Annotated in this window: 7 protein-coding genes and 1 pseudogene; 6 read left to right on the plus strand and 2 right to left on the minus strand. The window is 43.9% G+C overall.

Annotated features, from left to right (window positions below; genetic code table 11):
- Positions 1-705 precede the first annotated feature (705 nt).
- Together MSWHS_RS01465 and MSWHS_RS01470 are read left to right on the plus strand one after the other, a co-directional pair.
- Positions 706-885 carry an MM0924 family protein gene (locus tag MSWHS_RS01465; RefSeq protein WP_048125417.1) on the plus strand — a complete coding sequence of 60 codons (180 nt, stop codon included), beginning with the start codon at positions 706-708 and terminating at the stop codon, positions 883-885.
- A 46-nt stretch (positions 886-931) separates the two neighbouring features.
- Positions 932-1,126 carry an MM0924 family protein gene (locus MSWHS_RS01470; RefSeq protein ID WP_048125419.1) on the plus strand — a complete coding sequence of 65 codons (195 nt, stop codon included), beginning with the start codon at positions 932-934 and terminating at the stop codon, positions 1,124-1,126.
- Positions 1,127-2,030: 904 nt separating this feature from the next.
- Here MSWHS_RS01470 and MSWHS_RS21875 read toward each other — a convergent pair.
- On the minus strand, positions 2,031-2,153 hold the full coding sequence (locus MSWHS_RS21875; protein WP_255350476.1) for a hypothetical protein: 123 nt from the start codon (positions 2,151-2,153) through the stop codon (positions 2,031-2,033).
- 667 nt (positions 2,154-2,820) lie between these two features.
- Between MSWHS_RS21875 and MSWHS_RS01475 the strand changes: the two genes are divergently transcribed.
- Entirely contained in the window at positions 2,821-7,158 is a 4,338-nt protein-coding gene (locus MSWHS_RS01475; protein ID WP_048158678.1) for a cobaltochelatase subunit CobN, read from the plus strand.
- 182 nt (positions 7,159-7,340) lie between these two features.
- On the opposite strand, the gene tnpA is transcribed toward MSWHS_RS01475, so the two are convergent.
- Positions 7,341-7,745, minus strand: coding sequence for an IS200/IS605 family transposase (gene tnpA, locus MSWHS_RS01480; RefSeq protein WP_156151175.1), 405 nt, complete (start codon positions 7,743-7,745; stop codon positions 7,341-7,343).
- 46 nt (positions 7,746-7,791) lie between these two features.
- Here tnpA and tnpB point away from each other — a divergent pair.
- From tnpB to MSWHS_RS01495, 3 genes and pseudogenes are all read left to right on the plus strand, one after another.
- Positions 7,792-8,895: pseudogene (gene tnpB, locus MSWHS_RS01485) on the plus strand (IS200/IS605 family element RNA-guided endonuclease TnpB); the annotation flags it as partial.
- Between the two features lie 760 nt (positions 8,896-9,655).
- On the plus strand, positions 9,656-14,653 hold the full coding sequence (gene cobN / locus MSWHS_RS01490) for a cobaltochelatase subunit CobN (protein WP_231585529.1): 4,998 nt from the start codon (positions 9,656-9,658) through the stop codon (positions 14,651-14,653).
- A gap of 526 nt (positions 14,654-15,179) precedes the next feature.
- Complete coding sequence (locus tag MSWHS_RS01495) at positions 15,180-19,568, plus strand: cobaltochelatase subunit CobN (protein WP_231585530.1); 4,389 nt, start codon at positions 15,180-15,182, stop codon at positions 19,566-19,568.
- Positions 19,569-19,693 lie beyond the last annotated feature (125 nt).

A 19,693-nucleotide genomic window follows, 5' to 3' on the forward strand; every position in this document is an offset into this window, starting at 1 on the left:
TCTTTATTAAACTTGATATCCGGGTAAGAATATCTTCTTTTTCAAATTTTAATAGTTATATAAGAGTTTATTTGGTTTGTGGACAAAAGAATAATTTAAGACCTTAACTCCGATGAGTTAAGGAATAAGTATTGAATATTAGCCTCATATCCCAAATCAAGAGACATATTGCAATTCATTTTTTTCAAAATAATATATCCCCTATTAGGGAATGTAAATAACAAACCAAAGTTTCCATATTAGAGGCGATTGATGTTGGAAATTTATGAATTGGAATTACTTATTTCCTATAGATGGCAGAGTTAAGGCTAAGAATAAGCACAAGCTTCAGAATTTTTTAGATATTTTTTGAGTTGCTCCTTATTTTTCTAAAAACCTGACTTCATAATAGTTCTCCAGCTAAACTTAACTTTCCCGAATCCTTAACACAAATCAACCTGAATACAAAGGTCATATAATTATCTTTTTATTTTGCAGGAAAACGAGAACCTGAGAAATGGACAGGCTTTGAGTGAGTAAGCTAATTCTCGTTCTGGATATTTAAGGCGCAGCATCACGAAAATCAATTTAACTGGTTAAATATATTTATATATCATAAAAGGGCATAGTTATAATTAGCGGATGCACATAGGTGTAAAACCCGTATGTGTCAGCAAACAACCTAACAGATAATTGACCAGTAACAGAAAACAAGGAGAAGAATACATGATGCAATCTTTTATAGTTGAGCATTACCTCAACAAGGCTGTAGATGTCTATTGTGGAGGGCCTGATATTTTCAAAGGAAACGTAGAAGCCTGTGCCGATAATGTCCTCACCCTCAAAAACGATGGAAAGCTTACCCATATAACTATTGATAAAATAATAGCTCTTTGGGCACAATAATTTCAAAACTTTATATTTCAAAATCGTATAGTTGAGGTGCAAAGAAATGCAATCTTTTATAGTGGAACACTATCTTTGTGAAGTTATAGATGTTTACTGTGGGGGTCCTGATGTTTTTAAAGGAAAGGTGAAAGCCTGCGCAGACAATGTGCTCACTCTTGAACAGGATGGAAAGTATACGCACATAGCGATTGATAAGATTATAGCTCTCTGGGGAGAACCCGGTACCAAAATCCAGTGATGAAAGGAGAGATTTTTTATTATTTTCTGGGTTTTTGATTGATTGCAATCGACTGCTGGCGGAATTAATGGTGCATTTTGGCGATTCCCGAAACTGTTAAAAATTCGTAACTATTCAACCTATACAAAATAGGTCTGTTTGTATACAAAACAGGTCTATTAATATTGATTTCAACTTAATTGATAAGTACAAGTACCAACCAGTGAAATACAAAAAAATGTTATCAATAACAAAAAATGTTATCAATAACAAAAAATGTTATCAATAACAAAAAATGTTATCAATAGCCAGCAATTACAGAAAACGGACCTAGAGATATTTACCCGTTGAAGTTTTCTAAAGATAGTTTATGATATTGTTTTTCCCAGGCTGCTAGTTGACAGCGTGCTGACTTTCCTGTAAAGTTACATTTGTTAAAAAGTTATCGAATCAAAAACTCGATAGTATCAAAAAGGACTGAAAAATGGACATAAAGCTGGCAAAAAAGGCAAATAACCAGATACGGATCCACCTTTTAAATGTCAGCTTTGTATTGCCAGTTCTCGTTTCAGTTTTTGTATAACCTTTATTTGACAGAAGCATACATTTTATATAAAATATAAAATTGGGCTTCTTGACTATGTTTTCTTTGTATAATTTAACTTTTTATTGTGTGTGTTATACGTTTTGATAGTTTTCCATTTTTCCTATATAGTTCTTTTTTCAGTTTTTGTATCTTTTTTCAGTTTTTGTATAATCTTTATTTGACAGAAGCACACATTTTTTATATAGGATTGGGCTTCTAGCCCATGTTTTCTTTGTATAATTTAACTTTTTATTGTGTGTGTTATACGTTTTGACAGTTTCCATTTTTCCTATATCCTATATTATACTGTGTCGAAACAATGCGGTTAGATCAAAGACCTTATTCCGTCTTTTCACAACTCAAAAGGTGCTTCTTTTTTCCCCCTCGTTCATCTTCAGGATGGATCGGAGCTACATGAGCAACTTCTTCATCCTTCTTCTCTTCTTTCTTTTCTTCTACCATTGAGTTACACCCCCTATAATGAATTATTTAATCAAACTTATAAATTGGGGAATTTATTCCATACTAAATCCCCTATTAAATATAGCTTTGAGATTTAATAGTTTTTTGGTAATTATTCAGTCATTGGTGGTTCTCCTTGAAGAAAGGGAACATCTAGTGGTTTCAGTGCAGCTATAAATGTTAGATGTCGTAGTGAGATCAGCAATGTAATCAATATCAATACAACTGGGTGAAGTGATATCTATAACATCATACGTTTTTTATATTTATTTATATATATTTATATCTCAAAAGACGTGATGTTTTTGGTCTTTCAAGTGCGTAAATCCTACATATATCACTTAAAAACGCCATCATTCAACCTTTTTACCTGAATGGCTAATAATTGTGAGTTAAAAACCGTATTTTATGTATCTTCTTCCCTAATGCTCCGAATGTTGAAAATATTAAACAGAATCGGCTGCCATGTTTTTTTTGGAAGTTACAAGGTTATATTCTAAGTCATAATCGATAACTTCCACATCTATCTTAAAAATTTGGCGGTTGTTTTCCTGTAAGTTCCAAAGATTCGTAAACTTTCGCTTAAAAATAAATTAGTAGGCCAGGCATCCTGGTTATTTTTCTACCGGGGTGCCCCAGGGTTCATGATATATTGACTGGGGATAAGATGCGTACGTCACAAAGTAGGTTACTGGTTTTATGTGCAGTTTTCCTTTTAATGCTTGCACAGAATGTATCGGCTGATGAAAATCAAGTAAATATTACTTTTATCTGTTATGATGGAAACGCCCTTGCTGCGGCAGAGCAGTCCAATCCGTACAATGCAAGCATAAATGTAACATACATTTCGGCTTATTCTAACTTTGCTAATACCACTTTTGAAAACCAGGATGTAATATTTACCTACATGCTCTGGTCTCAGTTCAAAGATATCGGGGATGACCTTGAAAGTGCTCATGAAAATGGGACTGCACTTATAGACATTTCCTCTATGATGGACCCGGCACATATCAATACCTCAAGTTATGACCTGATCCTGTCGGGGACCAAGCCTTACAATTCCACTGAAGAAAAGTACTTCTACAGCATGGGTCCGAAAGGAGTCCTGCGAGAAAACACCGAAAACTTCCTTATCTATCTTGCAAAAACTTACGGGGATAAACCTGAGCTTACGGACAGCTGGGTTTACGATGAACCCATAGAATTTCCTGAAGCTGCGCTCTATCACCCGAATGCCGTTTCTTCTTTTAATGAATCGGAGCCTGACTGGTTCGAAAATACCTCTGATTATCTTGAGTGGTACTCCAACTCAACTGCCGTAAATGAGTCTAATCATGTTTACGATAAGAGCAAACCCACCATAGGGATCTGGTTCCACGCTTCCGATTATACAGCGGGAAACCTTGAGGTTATAGACTATCTTATCCGTGATCTCGAAGGAAAGGGCTGCAACGTAATTGCAGGTTTTGATACTTTCAATGATATCCACAAGTTTTATTTTGATGAAAACGGAGAACCTCTTGTCCAGTGCTTAATTTCTCTTAAAAGTTTCCGTTTGAATTATGAGGACCCTGATAAAGGGATACAGGAACTTGAAGACCTTGATGTCCCGGTTTTAAGAGGCATGGTTGTTTCAAATCCTGCAAATTCTATAGACGTAGCTGACCACAACAGGGGCATTCCCAGCAGTGAGGTTGTGTACAAAACTCTGCTTCCGAGTATTGACGGGATTTTTGAGTACATTGTAATAGGGATTGATAATTACGACTCCGAAACCGGGGAAAGCAACTACGAACCCCTGCCTGCTCAGGTTGATTGGATGGTCAACAGGTCAATAAACTGGGCGGAGCTGAAGTTAAAGGATAACGAGGACAAGAATGTTGCTGTAATATACTACAACTATCCTTCAGGAAAAGACAATATCGGGGCAAGTTACCTTGACACCACCAAGAGCATGTTCGACCTTCTTAACGAGATGAATGAAAGTGGGTACGAGGTCTCCGGAATTCCGGATAACAGCAGTGAACTCCTGGAAATGATGCAGGCACAGGGTATCAATGCCGGCTCCTGGGCTCCGGGTGTTATGAATGAAATGGTAGAAAACAGGACTGAATGGGGACTGCACCTGATACCCATGGAGACCTACAAAGAATGGTTTGAGTCTGAAATTCCTGAAGAACTGAGGTCTCAGGTAATAAAGGAATGGGGAGAACCCTGGGTTGAAGATCTTCCTCAGAATAAGAGCCTCATGATCTATGAGAACGAGACTGGGAAGTACATTGTAATCCCTTCTGTACGTTTCGGAGATGTCTGGCTCATGCCACAGCCTGCCAGAGGTTTCCTGCAAAATGATGACACCCTTTACCACAGCAGCCTTGTGCCTCCCCCACACCAGTACATAGCTTTCTACCTCTGGCTTAATCATGAATGGCAGCCTGATGCAGTTATTCACATGGGGACCCACGGTACGCATGAGTGGCTTCCGGGTTCTACTTATGGTATGAACCGGACTTCCGATTGGGCACCTTTACTGCTGCAGGGTCTGCCAAACATTTATCCTTACATAGTTGCAAACGTGGGAGAAGGGCTGACTGCCGAGTACAGAGGCAATGCCCTGATTATCGACCACCTGCCTCCGACCCTTGAACGCAGTGGGCTTTATGGAGAATTACTCAACCTTTCAATCAGTGTGCAGCAGTATTATGATCCCGGGCTTTCTACACAGACAAAGGCAGGGTACCAGACAGCCATAATCGAACAGATTATAGAACTTAACCTGGACGTTGACCTTGGAATCGAGAATGTGACTGCGCTTCGAGCTTACAATGAAGAAGAGTTTGGGGACTTTGTAAAATATGTCCTTCATGAATATCTCGAAGATGTGGAAGGAGAAAACATTCCTTACGGGATGCATGTCCTTGGTCGGGTACCCTCTACAAACCTGACAGATCCTGAAAAAGATGAACTTTCCGGAATGGTAAGGGCCATGCTTGGAGGAGACTTCAAGGATAATATCACTGCTGCCTTCTATCCTGAATCCGTTTACCCCCTCGGGATTCCGTCAAATGATACTAAAGTGAACAGGCTTGTCTGGGAAGTCGTGACCAATAACACGGAGGTTTCCACGGCTCAGCTTGATGTTTATGGGGCAACTGATAGTTCAGTTACCCTTGATCTTGAACAGGGGCTGGAGTATAGAGAGCGGCTTCTTGACAGTGATGTGGAGATTGACAGAATCCTCTCAGCCCTGAACGGAGGCTTTATCCCACCCGGACCGGGCACGGACCCTGTTATGAACCCGGACGCAGTACCAACGGGGCGCAACTTCTACGGCATCAACTCAAAACTCTATCCTTCAAAGGCAACCTGGGAGCTTGGCAAATCCCTTGCAATCCAGCTGCTTGAGGATTATTACGATAAGTACGGAGAGTATCCGGAAAAGGTTTCATTCTCAAGGTTCGGGGTAGAGTTTATCCGCGACCACGGGACTCTGGAAGCCGAAGTGCTCTACATGCTCGGAGTGCAGCCGGTCTGGGATGAGTATGGGTATGTAACCGGGGTTGAGGCTATCCCTGAAGAGGAGCTGCTGCCGAACTATGATACAGAAAAACCGGGGAGACCGCGTATTGACATTGTCTATACAACCGCCGGTATGAGGGACGCTTTTCCGGATAAGATCAAAATGGTAGATCGCGCCGTGAAACTTGCAAGTTCACTTCCTGCCGGAAACTATCCCAACTACGTAAATGACAGCGCCCTTGCAATATATAATTCCCTGCTTGCGGCGGGCTATGACAATGAAACCGCAACCAAGCTCTCCACAATGCGTTGTTTTGCAGTAATGGATGGGACTTATGAAATAGGGGTCTCAAATGCTATCGGTGCAAGCGGGAGCTGGGACGACGAAGAGGCGATTGCAAATGTATACCTGGACAAGATGGGGTATGCTTATGGGGAAGATTTCTGGGGCATAAAATCCAGGGAACTTCTTGAGGGCAACCTGAAAAACGTTGAAGCTTCCGTACATTCGGATTCGTCAAACCTTTACGACACCCTTGACAACGACGACTTCTTCCAGTACTTCGGTGGTCTGAACCTGGCAACAAGGCATGTCAGGGGAGACGGAAGGACCCCCGAGATGTATGTTTCGGATACCAGAGATCCTGAAAGGGCTCAGATGACAGGAATGGGAGAGTATCTGAGCAAGAACCTGAGGTCCAGGTATTTCAATGAGAAATGGATTGAAGGGATGCAGGGCGCAGGGTATTCGGGCGGCAGGATGATGTCCGAGTTCGTGAACAACCTTTTCGGCTGGGAGGTCAGTGACCCTGATCTTGTGGATGACAGTGTCTGGGAGCAGACCTATGAGACCTATGTTAATAATCCTTCCATGAAAGAATGGTTCAAGCAGAACAATCCAGATGCTTACCAGTCGCTAACAGCCAGAATGCTCGAAGCTGTCAGGCATGAATACTGGAAACCTTCGGACGAGGTTATCGAAAACCTCGCAAAAGAATATGAAGAATCGGTAGCTGAAAATGGAGCTTCCTGCTGTCACCATACCTGTGGAAATCCGCTACTTCACGAGTTTGTAAGCGGGATGGTATCTGTCCCTGGCTATGCTGAACAAATGGAAGCAGCAACCAGGGACAAAACTCAGGAAACGGAAGAAGTTAAGAGCAGCAGCCATAAAAGCAAAGGGCATCAGACAAGTGTTGCCGATAAACTCAACCAGACAACCAGAGCAAATCCCGAATCAGCGGAAAGCAATCAGACTGTTCAAGACTCAGATGCAGGGTATGGTTTGGATTCCCCAGATCCTGCTCCTGAAGTTCAAAAGGCATCTGACTCCGATTATGTGGAAGGGTATGAGATGCAGAAAGATCCGGTCGATGAAGCTGAAAACAGCGGCATGTCCTTCTCGGGATCTGATGTTATCGGGATTCTCTTCGTGATGGTAGCAGTGGGTGGAATCTATCTCGGATTCCGTAAAAAGAAGATGTGAACCTGTCTGGAAGGAGAGCACTTTTCATTCTGTGCTCTTTTCCTTTTCTCTTTTTTAAGAACATTAACCTGATTGTAGATTTTTGTAAATCTTCAGGTAAGGAATAAAATGAAGTTGTCAGAATTTATATGAAGAAGCGTAAAACCCCTGAGTCTTTAGCTCAGGGGATATAAGCGTCAACTTCAACCCTGATTCCGTATGTAATATTCTGCCGCCTCTTTACTCACATTTCCGATAGTAAACGCAAAATAACCATCACTCCATAACGTATTCTCACCCCAATAATACTTTTTCAGATATTCTTTTTGAGTTTTCCATAACCTGTTAGTATATTCTTGTTTCAATTTTCTGACAATTGACAAAACGCTAACTTTCGGCTCACTCTTGATCAAGAAATGAATATGGTCTTTGTCAGTTTCCATTTCAAGGATTTCAAAGTTAGACTCTTTTGAAATGTCAATCCTAATCTGTTTGAGTTCTTCGCTAATTGGTTCAAGTATGACTTTTCGGTATTTGCAAACAAAAATAACATGATACATTAACAAAAATTTGCTATAATTCCGTGTTTCATACTTCGTATTTACCAAAAAGTATGTATGTTGTTAAAGCACATAATGCCTTTGTATGATGTAAGCGTTCAAATTTAGACTCTATCCTACAACTACACAAGCTATTCAATTGAATCAGCATATAGGTAGCTGTAGATTTGTCTATAATTGGGCACTTGACCAGAAAATTAAAACTTATGAGCAGACAGGGGAATCAATTTCCAGATTTGACTTAAACAAATTAATTCCTACTCTAAAGGCTTCTAATGAGTGGTTAGGAGAAGTTAACTCTCAATCATTACAGGGGATGACTAAGCAGGTTGAATCCGCTTTCACTAGATTCTTTAGAGAGAAAACAGGGTTTCCAAAGTTCAAATCAAAAAAGAATCCGATACAGTCTTTCCCTGTACCTCAACACTACACTGTAAACTTTGAAAATAATACTATCAAGCTTCCAAAAATAGAACCAATTAAAGCAGTTCTTCACAGGAAGTTTGAAGGAGAGCCTAAAACGGCTACGGTATCAAGGACATGTAAAGGACATTACTACATCAGTATCCTTGTTGAAGATGGAAAAGAACTTCCAGTAAAGGAAGCTTTCACAGAATCAACAACAGTAGGAATTGATGTAGGTATCAAAGACTTTGCTGTCCTTTCAACAGGAGAAAAGGTTGAGAATCCAAAGTACTTGAAAAACTCTCTTAAAAGGCTCAAAGTATTACAGAAAAGAGTCTCAAGGAAACAGAAAGGCTCTAAGAACAGGGCAAAAGCTAAACGAAGACTTGCTGTACTCCATGACAAAATAACAAATCAGAGAAATGACTTCCAGAACAAACTCTCTTTTAGACTTGTTAGCGAAAACCAAGCTGTAGCTCTGGAAACTCTAAATGTTAAAGGCATGGTTAAGAATCATCACTTAGCACAGGCTATAAGTGATTCTGCGTGGAGTAGTTTTGTAATAAAGTTGGAATATAAGGCTCAATGGTTTGGAAAAACCGTCCTGAGAATAGGACAATTTGAACCCTCTTCTAAGCTATGTAGTGTGTGTGGATACCACAATAAAGAGCTTCAGCTAAAAGACAGAGAATGGATTTGTCCAGACTGTAAAACCAAACATGATAGAGACATTAATGCCGCTATCAATATCAAAAAATTCGCTCTCATAGATCAGAATCTAATTGGATTATGACACCATAGGGACTACGGGGATGAGCTTGGGGACTTGCCCTCAATAGAGGGAGGAATGAACCAAGAAACCACTCAGTCTTTAGCTGAGTGGTAGTTCACTCAAGACCTAAGTAGCTCTGTAGAAATCCTCGATATTTGAGTGAGTAGCCCAGTTTATAATATTTACAAATGTTTTTCAAATCTTGATGTTAATTGCTTTTTTAACCCACTTATCTCGATTTTGATTGTTTATCAGAGCCGCAATTAACATTACTAACGTGTTATTCAGTTTACTAATCCGATCTTGGTTTGAATGTGTAACATATTATAAACCTTCAGCAGGAAATCCGTTAAATCTTCAGATTTAGCGGGTAGTTGACTCCGTTCTTTGTACTATTTTTTTTCCTTTTTTGTTATCTTTATGGCTAATATCTATTACCCAAAATCGCAGTTTTTTATGTAAGTAAAGTAAAATTGCGTTCAAATTCTTTTATATATTTGTGTTTTGAGGTGAACAGTTAATAATTCTTTGAGGCGATGGCTATCTAAAACATATTTCAATGACTTCATTTGAATGGCATTATTCTCTAAATTAATTAGTAAAGTTTACTTTAGTTGTTGATTTGTGGTGTACTTTTATTTCTCTTTAGATCTGATCCGCCTGGTCTGCTGGTGGAGATCTAAAGCTGAAATTAAAGAGTTTACTGTAAGCAGCATACAGAATCAAGATTATAATATATTTTTTGCACAGTGATCCAATTAATCATTCTGGAGTAGGAATTATGAACGAACACTTGAATAAAAAAAGAAACCCTCTAAATAAAATATTTAAAGCCTATGGATTGATTATTTTAATCCTTTTAATGCTGTTTTCTACTTCTCCGGTGGCAGGAAGTGAATCCATCCAGTATGAACTTGTTGCCAGCACTACAAGTGATGCTGAAGGCAACTATCTGCTTTCCGGAATTCCCGATGGGAACTATACGCTTGTTGCTCTTTACAATGAGGACAAATGGCGTCGGGCTGACGAACAAATCCAGGTCCAGGGAATGGACCTTTTGGTGAACCTTGACACCTCAAGCAGGGGTATTGATGCAAACGAATCCCAGGCTCTTCTTGACCTGACTGGCAGTGGGATTGACCTGACAGGAAGTGCTACAATCAGCGGGCTCACCCGCCAGAAACAGATGGGTGGTGACCCTACATCTCTGGGGTTCACAAACGTTCTTTTGTTGAGGGAAACGGTAACAGAAACTCCGGTAACCCCCGACACCGGTCAGCAGCAGGAAACTACTTCTCCGGTGGCAGGAAATGAATCCATCCAGAATGATTCTCCAGTGGCAGGAAATGAATCCATCCAGTATGAACTTGTTGCCAACACTACAAGTGATGCTGAAGGCAACTATCTGCTTTCCGGGATTCCCGATGGGAACTATACGCTTGTTGCTCTTTACAACGAGGACAAATGGCGCCGGGCCGACGAACAAATCCAGGTCCAGGGAATGGACCTTTCGGTGAACCTTGACACCTCAAGCAGGGATATTGATGCAAACGAATCCCAGGCTCTTCTTGACCTGACTGGCAGTGGGATTGACCTGACAGGAAGTGCTACAATCAGCGGGCTCACCCGCCAGAAACAGATGGGTGGTGACCCTACATCTCTGGGGTTCACAAATGTTCTTTTATTGAGGAAAACGGTGACAGAAACTCCGGTGACCCCCAGCACTGGCCAGCATCTGGATATTGCCATTGTGACCGGGTACCGGAGCCATGAACTTCCCCTCAAAAACCTGATGGAGGATATCAATAATAACAGCAGCTTGGACCTGACTCTTAGCTGTTTTATGGCTGACTACGTAATGGAAAATGACGTTGACCTGAGCGGGATGGATATTATCTACATCAACATGCTTAGCCCTTCAACCGCCCAGAAACTCACACCCACGGTGGATGAAGTGATTGCAAGTGGGGGTGTGGTTATTGACGATGACACCCTGCTGAATGAGAGCATCCCGCTTTCTGCAGACCAGGTAGAGGGCTACAGGGAAAAGCTGAACAATTACTGGCTTAACGGGGCTTATGATCAGAGCAACCTGAAAAATCTTATATTCTGTATCGCTAACGATTGCTGCGGCAGGTCTGACCTCCTGTACGAGGATCCGCACACTCTTCCAGAAAGGGCGATCTACCATGCGAACATGACCGGTTACTTTACCGATTCTCTGGATACCTACCTTGTCTGGTACTCTAACAGAAGCGATGGAGGGCATGTCTACGATCCGGCAAAGCCCACAGTTGCAATTACCATGTACCAGAGCTATTTCCCCTTCCAGATTGAGCCAATTGATGCTCTGATCTCAGAACTTGAAGCAAGGGACTACAATGTTATTGTCACTTACGGGTCGGATTCCTTTCCCTCCGGGGACTTTTTCAAGCAGGGGGATGAAGTCCTTGTGGATGCGATTATTTCTTTTACGTACTTTGGCAACAAGTTTGATGCTGAAGAGCTCGATGTGCCTGTAATCAACGGCATTGTTAACAATTACATGAACAGAACAGAGTATGAAGCCAGCAGCAGCCCTCTTCCTGCAGATAAGATGATGAAACTCGATATGCAGGAACTCTGGGGGGCGATTGACCCGGTAATAATGGCTTCAACAGAACTGGACTCCGATACCGAGACAGAGATGTCAGTTCCCATAGACTATCAGTTGGACTGGCTCGTTGACCGCGTCGAAAGCTGGGTAAACCTCGGGGAAATTCCGGAATCCGATAAAAAAGTTGCTATAATCTATTATAACCATGGAGGGGGAAAGGATAACATAGGAGCTTCCTATCTCGATGTTGTTCCCAGTTTGTCCAGTCTTCTTGACGCCATGGCTGCCGGAGGATATACCCTGAACGAAAGCCAGGTCCCTAACGAGACCGAACTCCTTGATCTGATGCTTACTCAGGGTCTCAACATAGGGACATGGGCTCCGGGAGAACTTCAGAAAATGGTTGATACAGGCAAAATCGTTCTCGTGCCGGAAAGCACCTATGAGGGATGGTTTTCGGAGCTTCCTGAAGAGAGGCAACAGGACGTCATTGGCCAGTGGGGCTCTGCACCCGGAGAGATCATGGTCTGGGAAAACGAAAGTGGAAAATACCTCGTAATTCCCAGAATAGAGGTTGGAGAGAATGTGCTTCTGGCTCCACAGCCTTCAAGAGGCTGGCTTAATGACAACGAAGCTCTCTATCATGACAAAGATCTACCTCCTCACCACCAGTACATTGCGTTCTACCTCTGGCTCCAGCATTCCTCTGAAGAAGGGGGATTTGGCAGTGATGCTCTGGTCCACTTCGGCAGGCATGGGACTCAGGAATGGCTACCTGGAAAAGAGTTCGGACTTTCGCGGTACGACTGGCCTTCCCTCATGATCGGAGATCTGCCCGTGATTTATCCTTACGTTATGGATGGGCTTGGAGAAGGTAATGAGGCAAAACGCAGAGGAGGAGCAGTCATCATTGACCACCTTGTCCCCCCGATTATTTCAGCAGGAAGTTATGGAGCTTACGCAAACCTGAGTGAGGCTATCTGGAACTATGATCAGGCAAGAGCAGACGATTCCCTTAAATCAGCCCACAGGTCTGAGGTTTTAAACCTGACCCTGTCTCTTTCCCTGGATGACAAATTCAACATGACAGAGGCGGAAAACAACGAGACTTACTTTAATACTACTTTCCTGGAAGGGCTCGAGGAACTGCTGGAGGATTATAAGAGCCAGTCAATGCCTTATGGGCTGCACATCCTGGGCACAAGCCCGAAAGGGGATCAACTTGTGGGTATGGTAAATTCCATGCTTGGTACTGATTTTGCTGACTCGGTAAATAAATTCAATGAAACCGAAGGTGCCCAGCTCTATCTGCTGGATCTTGTTCTGAATCAGGGGTTTAATTCCACGGATGCTCAGATGCAGGTACTCGGGACAGGCAATGAAACTGTCACTAACTTCCTTTCCAGTGCAGAAGAATATGCTGCAAATCTGGCTCTTGGGGAAGAGGAAATCCAGCAGGTCCTTAATGCTCTGGACGGCAGGTTCATCCCTGGGAATCTGGGAGGTGACCCCGTTAGAAACCCTGAAACTCTGCCTTCGGGAAGAAACTTCTATGCTTTTGACCAGAGGATAGTGCCAACAGAAGCTGCCTGGACGCTCGGGCAGGAGATGGCTGGCCAGATGCTTGAAGCCTATGTTGCCGAGCACGGGACATATCCGAAAAAGGTAGCTTACATTCTCTGGGCCGGGGAAACCACCAGGCACGAAGGGGTTATGGAAGCAGAGATCTTCTACCTGCTCGGGGTCAAACCTGTGTGGAACAACGGTAGGGTAGTTGATGTGGAAGCTATCCCCATGGAGACCCTGGGCAGGCCCAGAGTTGATGTGGTGATCCAAATATCGGGTCTCTACAGGGATATGTACCCTGGCAAGGTGGTCCTGCTGGACAAAGCCGTAAAATTGGCTTATGCTCAGGAAGACTCCCCCAACTATGTCCGGGAAAATGCTGAAGCTCTGAAAGCCTCTTTGATGAGTGAAGGTTCCATTAATGAAAGTCAGGCGCTGGATCTGGCTCTGCTAAGGATTTTTGGGTCTTCGGACGGCGCCTACGGCACAGGTCTTCCTAACGCGGTCTCTGCAAGTGATACCTGGGAGAGCAACGATGTGCTGGCAGACCTTTACATCAGCAAGATGTGCAATGCCTACGGAGAAAACGTCTGGGGTGAAAACCTGAGGGGTCTTTTCGAAAAGAACCTTGCAGATGTTGAAGCCACAGTGCACAGCCGGAGTACAAACCTCTATGGGACTCTTGATAATGATGATTTCTTCCAGTATCTGGGAGGGCTGAATCTCGCAGTCAGCTCCGTTTCGGGAGGAGAGTATCCGGATTCATTTATCACGAACATGCTGACCGGAGGAGATGAGAAGGTTGAAACTCTGGAAAAGTTCCTCATAAGGGAAACATACTCTCGCTATTTCAACCCCAAATGGATTGAAGGTATGCAGGAACATGATTATGCAGGAGCCCGGGAAATGGGAGACTTCATTGAGAACCTCTGGGGCTGGGAAGCCACAAACCCGGATTTGATCACCGATGATATGTGGAATCAGGTGTATCAGACTTACATGGCAGACCAGGAACTCAGTGACTGGATCAAACAGAATAATCCTCATGCATATCAGTCCATGACGGCAAGGATGCTGGAGACCGCTCGCAAAGGCAGCTGGGATGCCTCGGCTGAGGTCCTCGAAAGCCTGGCTGCGGAATACGCAGAGTCTGTGGTCGAAGATGGGGTAACCTGTTGCCACCATACCTGTGGGAACCCTCTTCTCAACAGCTACGTATCGGGCCTGGTCTCAGTTCCGGGTTTCACCGAAGCAATTGAAACGGCTACACAGAAATCCCTTGAGCAGGAAGAGCCTGAAAAACATCATAGTAGCAAAGGGCACCAGACAAGTGTTGCTGAAAAACTCAACCAGACTGCAAGCAATGGGGAATCAGCCAGCAACCAGTCTGTTCAGAATTCCGATTCAGGCTATGGGGTAGACTCCCCGGAACCCGCTCCAGAAGTCCAAAAAGTCGTGGACTCTGATTATGTTGAAGGCTACGAGATGCAGAAGGAACCGGCCGATGAAACTGAAAACAGTGGCATGTCCTTCTCGGGATCTGATATTGTCGGGATCCTCTTTGTGGTGGTAGCAGCCGGGGGAATTTACCTGGGGATGCGGAAGAAGAAGATGTAAATTCCGGCTCAGGTATGAGTTCGGTGAAAATCAGGAAAGTGGTGTTTTAACATGCCTTATTCACCACTTCCTGTTCTATTTTAGAAGTCAAATCTAAAAAAAGACTCTTAAAACTATATTGTTCCTAAGTTCCGCCTCTTTAGGTGCATATATGCTTTTCCGTAAATATGTAAGGTCAGAAGATTACGGTTTAGAGGTTCTACCTTGAATTTGATGTGCTTAAGTTATGCGCATGGGTCGGTATCAGGTGACATTTATGTGCTTAAAAATGCGGAACTAAGGATTGTTCTTTTTATGTTTTTTTCTTAAAAAATCCCAAATTTAGAAAATAATTGAAAATCAGTCCTTTCCTCCATTTCTACAATAAGCTGGGACTGTATACAAAAGGTGTTTCTATATGCTTGGATATGGGTGTATCTCTATTAATAAAAACTTTTGTATAAAATTTATAACTTCTGTATTGCTGTTAACGCTTCTAAGCTCGCTGACATCAACAGCCACAGCATCGGAAAATACATTCAGTTTTGTGCTGGGAGCGAAGAACAACACGGAGGCACTTGAAGCTGTGCTAGTGGAAGATAACCCGGGAGTAACTGTAAATCTCTATAATGCCACCGAGGCAAATTCCACGGACTTCAGTTCGGAAAAGGTACTCTTTTTGGCCTCCCTTGACGAGGGGGCCCTCGCAAAAATCAATAGTAAGCTGAACCAGAGTGCACACATCGTTTCTTATGACCTTCCCGAAGGGTTTGACCCTGGGAACTCAAACGACTCGAATATGACGGAGCTCTGGGAAACCGGAGGGTACCACAACATAAAAACGCTCATAAGATACATGAATGATACGTTTTATGGAGGAGGCGTTCAGGTTCCGGAAAAGCTTGAAGTTGCTTTTGTCTTTTCCAGGGAAAGTGCCGTACTGACGATGGATAAAGTGGCTCTTGACCCGGAGTTCCCAGGGGTCATTAATATCAGTACGTACTTCGGGCGTTCCAATGAGGACCTTAGCTTCGATCTCAGTGATAAGGACATTGTAATAATGAGAGACCTTGATGCTCAGGTAATAGAAGCTATTTCTCCGACTGTCAATCAGGCAAAAGCCAACGGGGCTTATGTTATCAGTGTGGGAAGCCTGATCCAGTCTTACAACCTGCACAATGTCAACCTCTCGGACCCGAATTATGCTGATATTACTGAATATTTCACATATGATTCGGAAGAAAACTTCAAGAGGCTTTCTACTTTTGTGGGAGTTAAGTTTGCAGGGAGTTATGAAGTGATCGAAGAGGCCGTTTCCCGTCCTTTATACGGGCTTTACCATCCGGATGCTCCGGAAATTTTTTCATCTCCTGCTGAGTACCTTGACTGGTATGGCACGGTGGGCTATGACCCTGTAAAGCCCACTGTAGGGATTGTATGTGATAGTTTCAAGTACATCGAAGACAGGGACGGGCCACTTGTGGAGGCTCTTGTTGATTCTTTCGAGTCAGCTGGTTGCAATGTGGTTGTTGTTACTTATTCCTACAAAGATTCGGGTTCCCGGGACTACTTAATGCTGAACGGAAGCTGTATCGCAGACAGTGTGGTCATAATTTCTCGAGGCTCTAGATTTAACTATTTCGACTCCTATCAGGGCATCGAAGATCTCAAGACCTGGAATGTGACTCCCCTGAATGGGATTCGCCTTTTCTATGATGTGAGTGCAGAGGAATGGGAAAACTCCTCTCACGGCGTCGGTCCCGAGCAAACTTATCAGCTTTCGGTTGCGGAGATGGATGGGATCATCGAGCCCATTGTGATCGGTTGTAAGGACCCTTCTATTGGAGATTCAGTTTATTATCCCATCGACTACCAGGTAGAATGGCTGGTAAACAGGACAATTTCCTGGACTGCACTCCACCACAAATCAAACTTCGAAAAGAAGATTGTAATCCCCTATTACGCTGCAGAAGCCGGAAAAGCTGAAATTGGAGCTGATATTGACTACTACCTGGACGCCCAGGCAAGCCTTGCAAACCTCCTTTTAGCAATGAAGGAAAGGGGATACAACCTAGGAAACGACAACCTTCCGGACAGGGATGAACTTGCCAAAATCATGCTGGAAAGAGGGCATAATGTGGGGGTATGGGCTCCCGGTGTTCTCGATTCCCTTGTTGAAAATGGGGATGTTATCCTCATCCCTGAAGCCAGGTATCTTGAATGGTTCGGAGCTCTTCCTGAAAAGAAACAGGCTGAGATGGAAGATATCTGGGGCCCTGCACCCGGGGAGATCATGGTCTGGGAAAACGGGACTGGAAAATATCTCGTAATTCCGAAAATCGAATATGGCAATGTACTGCTTGCTCCCGACCCGATGTGGGGCTGGGATCAGGACGAGTCCGTGACCTACTATGACGGTTCGATCTCTCCTACTCATCAGTGCCTGGCTTTTTACAAGTACATGGGGGAGGAGTATGGGGCAGATGCTCTTTTCACGATCTTTTCAAGTATTGAGATGATGCCCGGAAAGGAATCAGGGCTTTCCGCAAAGGACTGGGGTGCGATTCTACTGCAGGACATGCCTATAGTTCATGTACTTCCAATGGATGCTGAAGGGATTTTTGATAGGCGCAGGGCAAACATGCTGGTTGTGGACTTCCTAACCCCAACCATTGTGCCTTCCGGACTTTACGGGAACCTGACACTGCTCCAGCAGGACATAAGCCTGTTCGAACAGGCATCTGATCCGGCAGTCAAGGCCGAATACAGAGAACTCATCCTTAATGCTACCCGGGAACTTTGCCTGGATACAGACTTGGAGGTGGACTTTGAAAGCATTGCCGGAAACGAAACAAAAACTGATGCCTTTATAGAGGATCTGGACGCTTATCTTGGGGAACTGAAGACTGTCTACATGCCTTACGGTTCGCATACCCTCAGTGAACCCCCGGAGGGGGAAAGCCTGGTAGCAATGGTCGAGGCAATGCTTGGAGATGATTTCAAAGCCCACGTTGAGGAGCTAAATTCTACGGAAGGGCTGGCGACAGTACTTCTCAACGAGACTATACTTTCCGGAAAGACAGCTGAGGAAGCCCAGAATCTGGTGCTGGGTATGACTTCGGAGAATGTAACGTCCGACCTCGAACTTGCCCTTGAGTATACGGAGAGAATCAATGCTTGTGCTATTGAGATCCCGCGTATTCTCGATGCTCTGGAAGGTAAATACATCCCTCCGGGACCGGCTGGAGACCCTGTAAGGAACCCGGATGCTCTTCCGACCGGAAGAAACCTCTGTACCTTTGATGACCGTTTAATTCCTACTAAAGCTGCCTGGAATGTGGGAGCCAAACTAGGAGACGAACTCCTCAAAAAGCGCCTCGTTGAAAATGGTACCTATCCTGAAAAAGTCTCTTTCCTGCTCTGGTCTATCGAGACTTCAAGGAATCAGGGGACCATGGAGTCTGAGATCTTCTACCTTCTTGGCGTGAAACCGGTATGGGACAGCAAAGGGCGGGTACAGGACGTGGAACTGATCGATTCGGATGAACTCGGAAGGCCCAGAATAGATATTCTGGTCACTACTTCCGGGTCCTACCGCGATATGTATGCAAGCCGGCTTCAGTTAACCGATAGGGCGGTAAAACTTGCAGCAAATGCTCCGGATAATGAAACCTATCCTAACTACGTGAAACAGAACTCCAGGGAGACCAAGGAAGCTTTGCTGGCTGCCGGCTATAATCAGGAAACCGCTGAGAATCTTTCCACATCTCGTATTTTCTGCCCTCCACCCGGTTCATATACTCCGGGAATCGAAAATGCCATTTCTGGAGCGGACTGGGAAAACAGGGAAGAGATCGCAGACCTCTACATCAACCGGATGGGATACATCTACGGAGAAAACATCTGGGGAGAACAGTATACGGATATCTTCCGGGAAAACCTCGCTGATGTGGAAGTCGGGGTCTTTAGCCGGACTTCTAATGTTTACGGAGTTCTTGAGCACCCGATGGTAGCAGCCTATTTCGGAGGGCTTTCCATGGCAGTGGAAAGTGTGAGAGGCAGCAGTCCCGATCTGTACATCAATAACCTGCGCAACTCCGGGCAGGAAGGGATGGAAACCCTGCAGCACTTTCTGAGCCGGGATCTTCGTTCCCGCTATATGAATCCGACCTGGGTTGAAGGCATGATGCAGGATGGATACGACGGTACTCGCTATATGAATTCCTTTGTAGAAAATATGCGGGTCTGGGAAGTTGCTACTCCCGATCTTGTTACGGAGGATATGTGGAACGAGGTCTACAAAACATATCTACAGGACCAGTATGAAATGGGGGTTACCGAGCACCTGAAAAATACGAACCCTTATGCCTATCAGTCAATTACTCTGAACCTTCTAGAATCCGTAAGGAGGGAAGACTGGAATCCTCCTGATGAAGTCCTGAAAGAACTCGCCAGGGAGTATGCGGAATCCGTGGTTAAAGATGGGGTCACCTGCTGCCATCACACCTGTGGAAACCCTTTCCTTAACAGCTATGTATCGGGTCTGGTCTCTGTCCCCGGTTTCACTGAAGCAATTGAAGAGGCTACGCAGGCATCTCTTGAGCAGGATACACTTCAAAAGCACAGCAGTAAAGGGCACCAGACGAGTGTTGCCGAAAAACTCAACCAGGCAAATTCGACATCAAGATACGTGGACAGCAATCAGACTGTTCTGAATTCGGATGCTGGATACGGCGTTAATTCTCCGGAACCTGCCCCTGAGGTCCAAAAAGCTGCAGATTCCAATTACGTTGAAGGGTATGAGATGCAGAAAGAGGCTGTTGAAAATGAGGACTCGGGAGGGATGTCTTTCTCGGGTGCGGATATTTTAGGAACTCTTTTCGTACTGGTAGCAGCCGGAGGAATTTATCTGGGTATGCGGAAGAAAAAATTGTAAACAAAAATGATGTAAGGATTGTAAACAAAAATGATGTAAGGATTGTAAACAAAAATGATGTAAGGATTGTAAACAAAAATGATTCAAGTAAAATTTGAAAAAGGGTATTTTCCCCTTTGTTGCTG

Origin of the sequence: Methanosarcina sp. WWM596, assembly GCF_000969965.1 — an archaeon.
In the GTDB taxonomy this organism is placed as follows: domain Archaea; phylum Halobacteriota; class Methanosarcinia; order Methanosarcinales; family Methanosarcinaceae; genus Methanosarcina.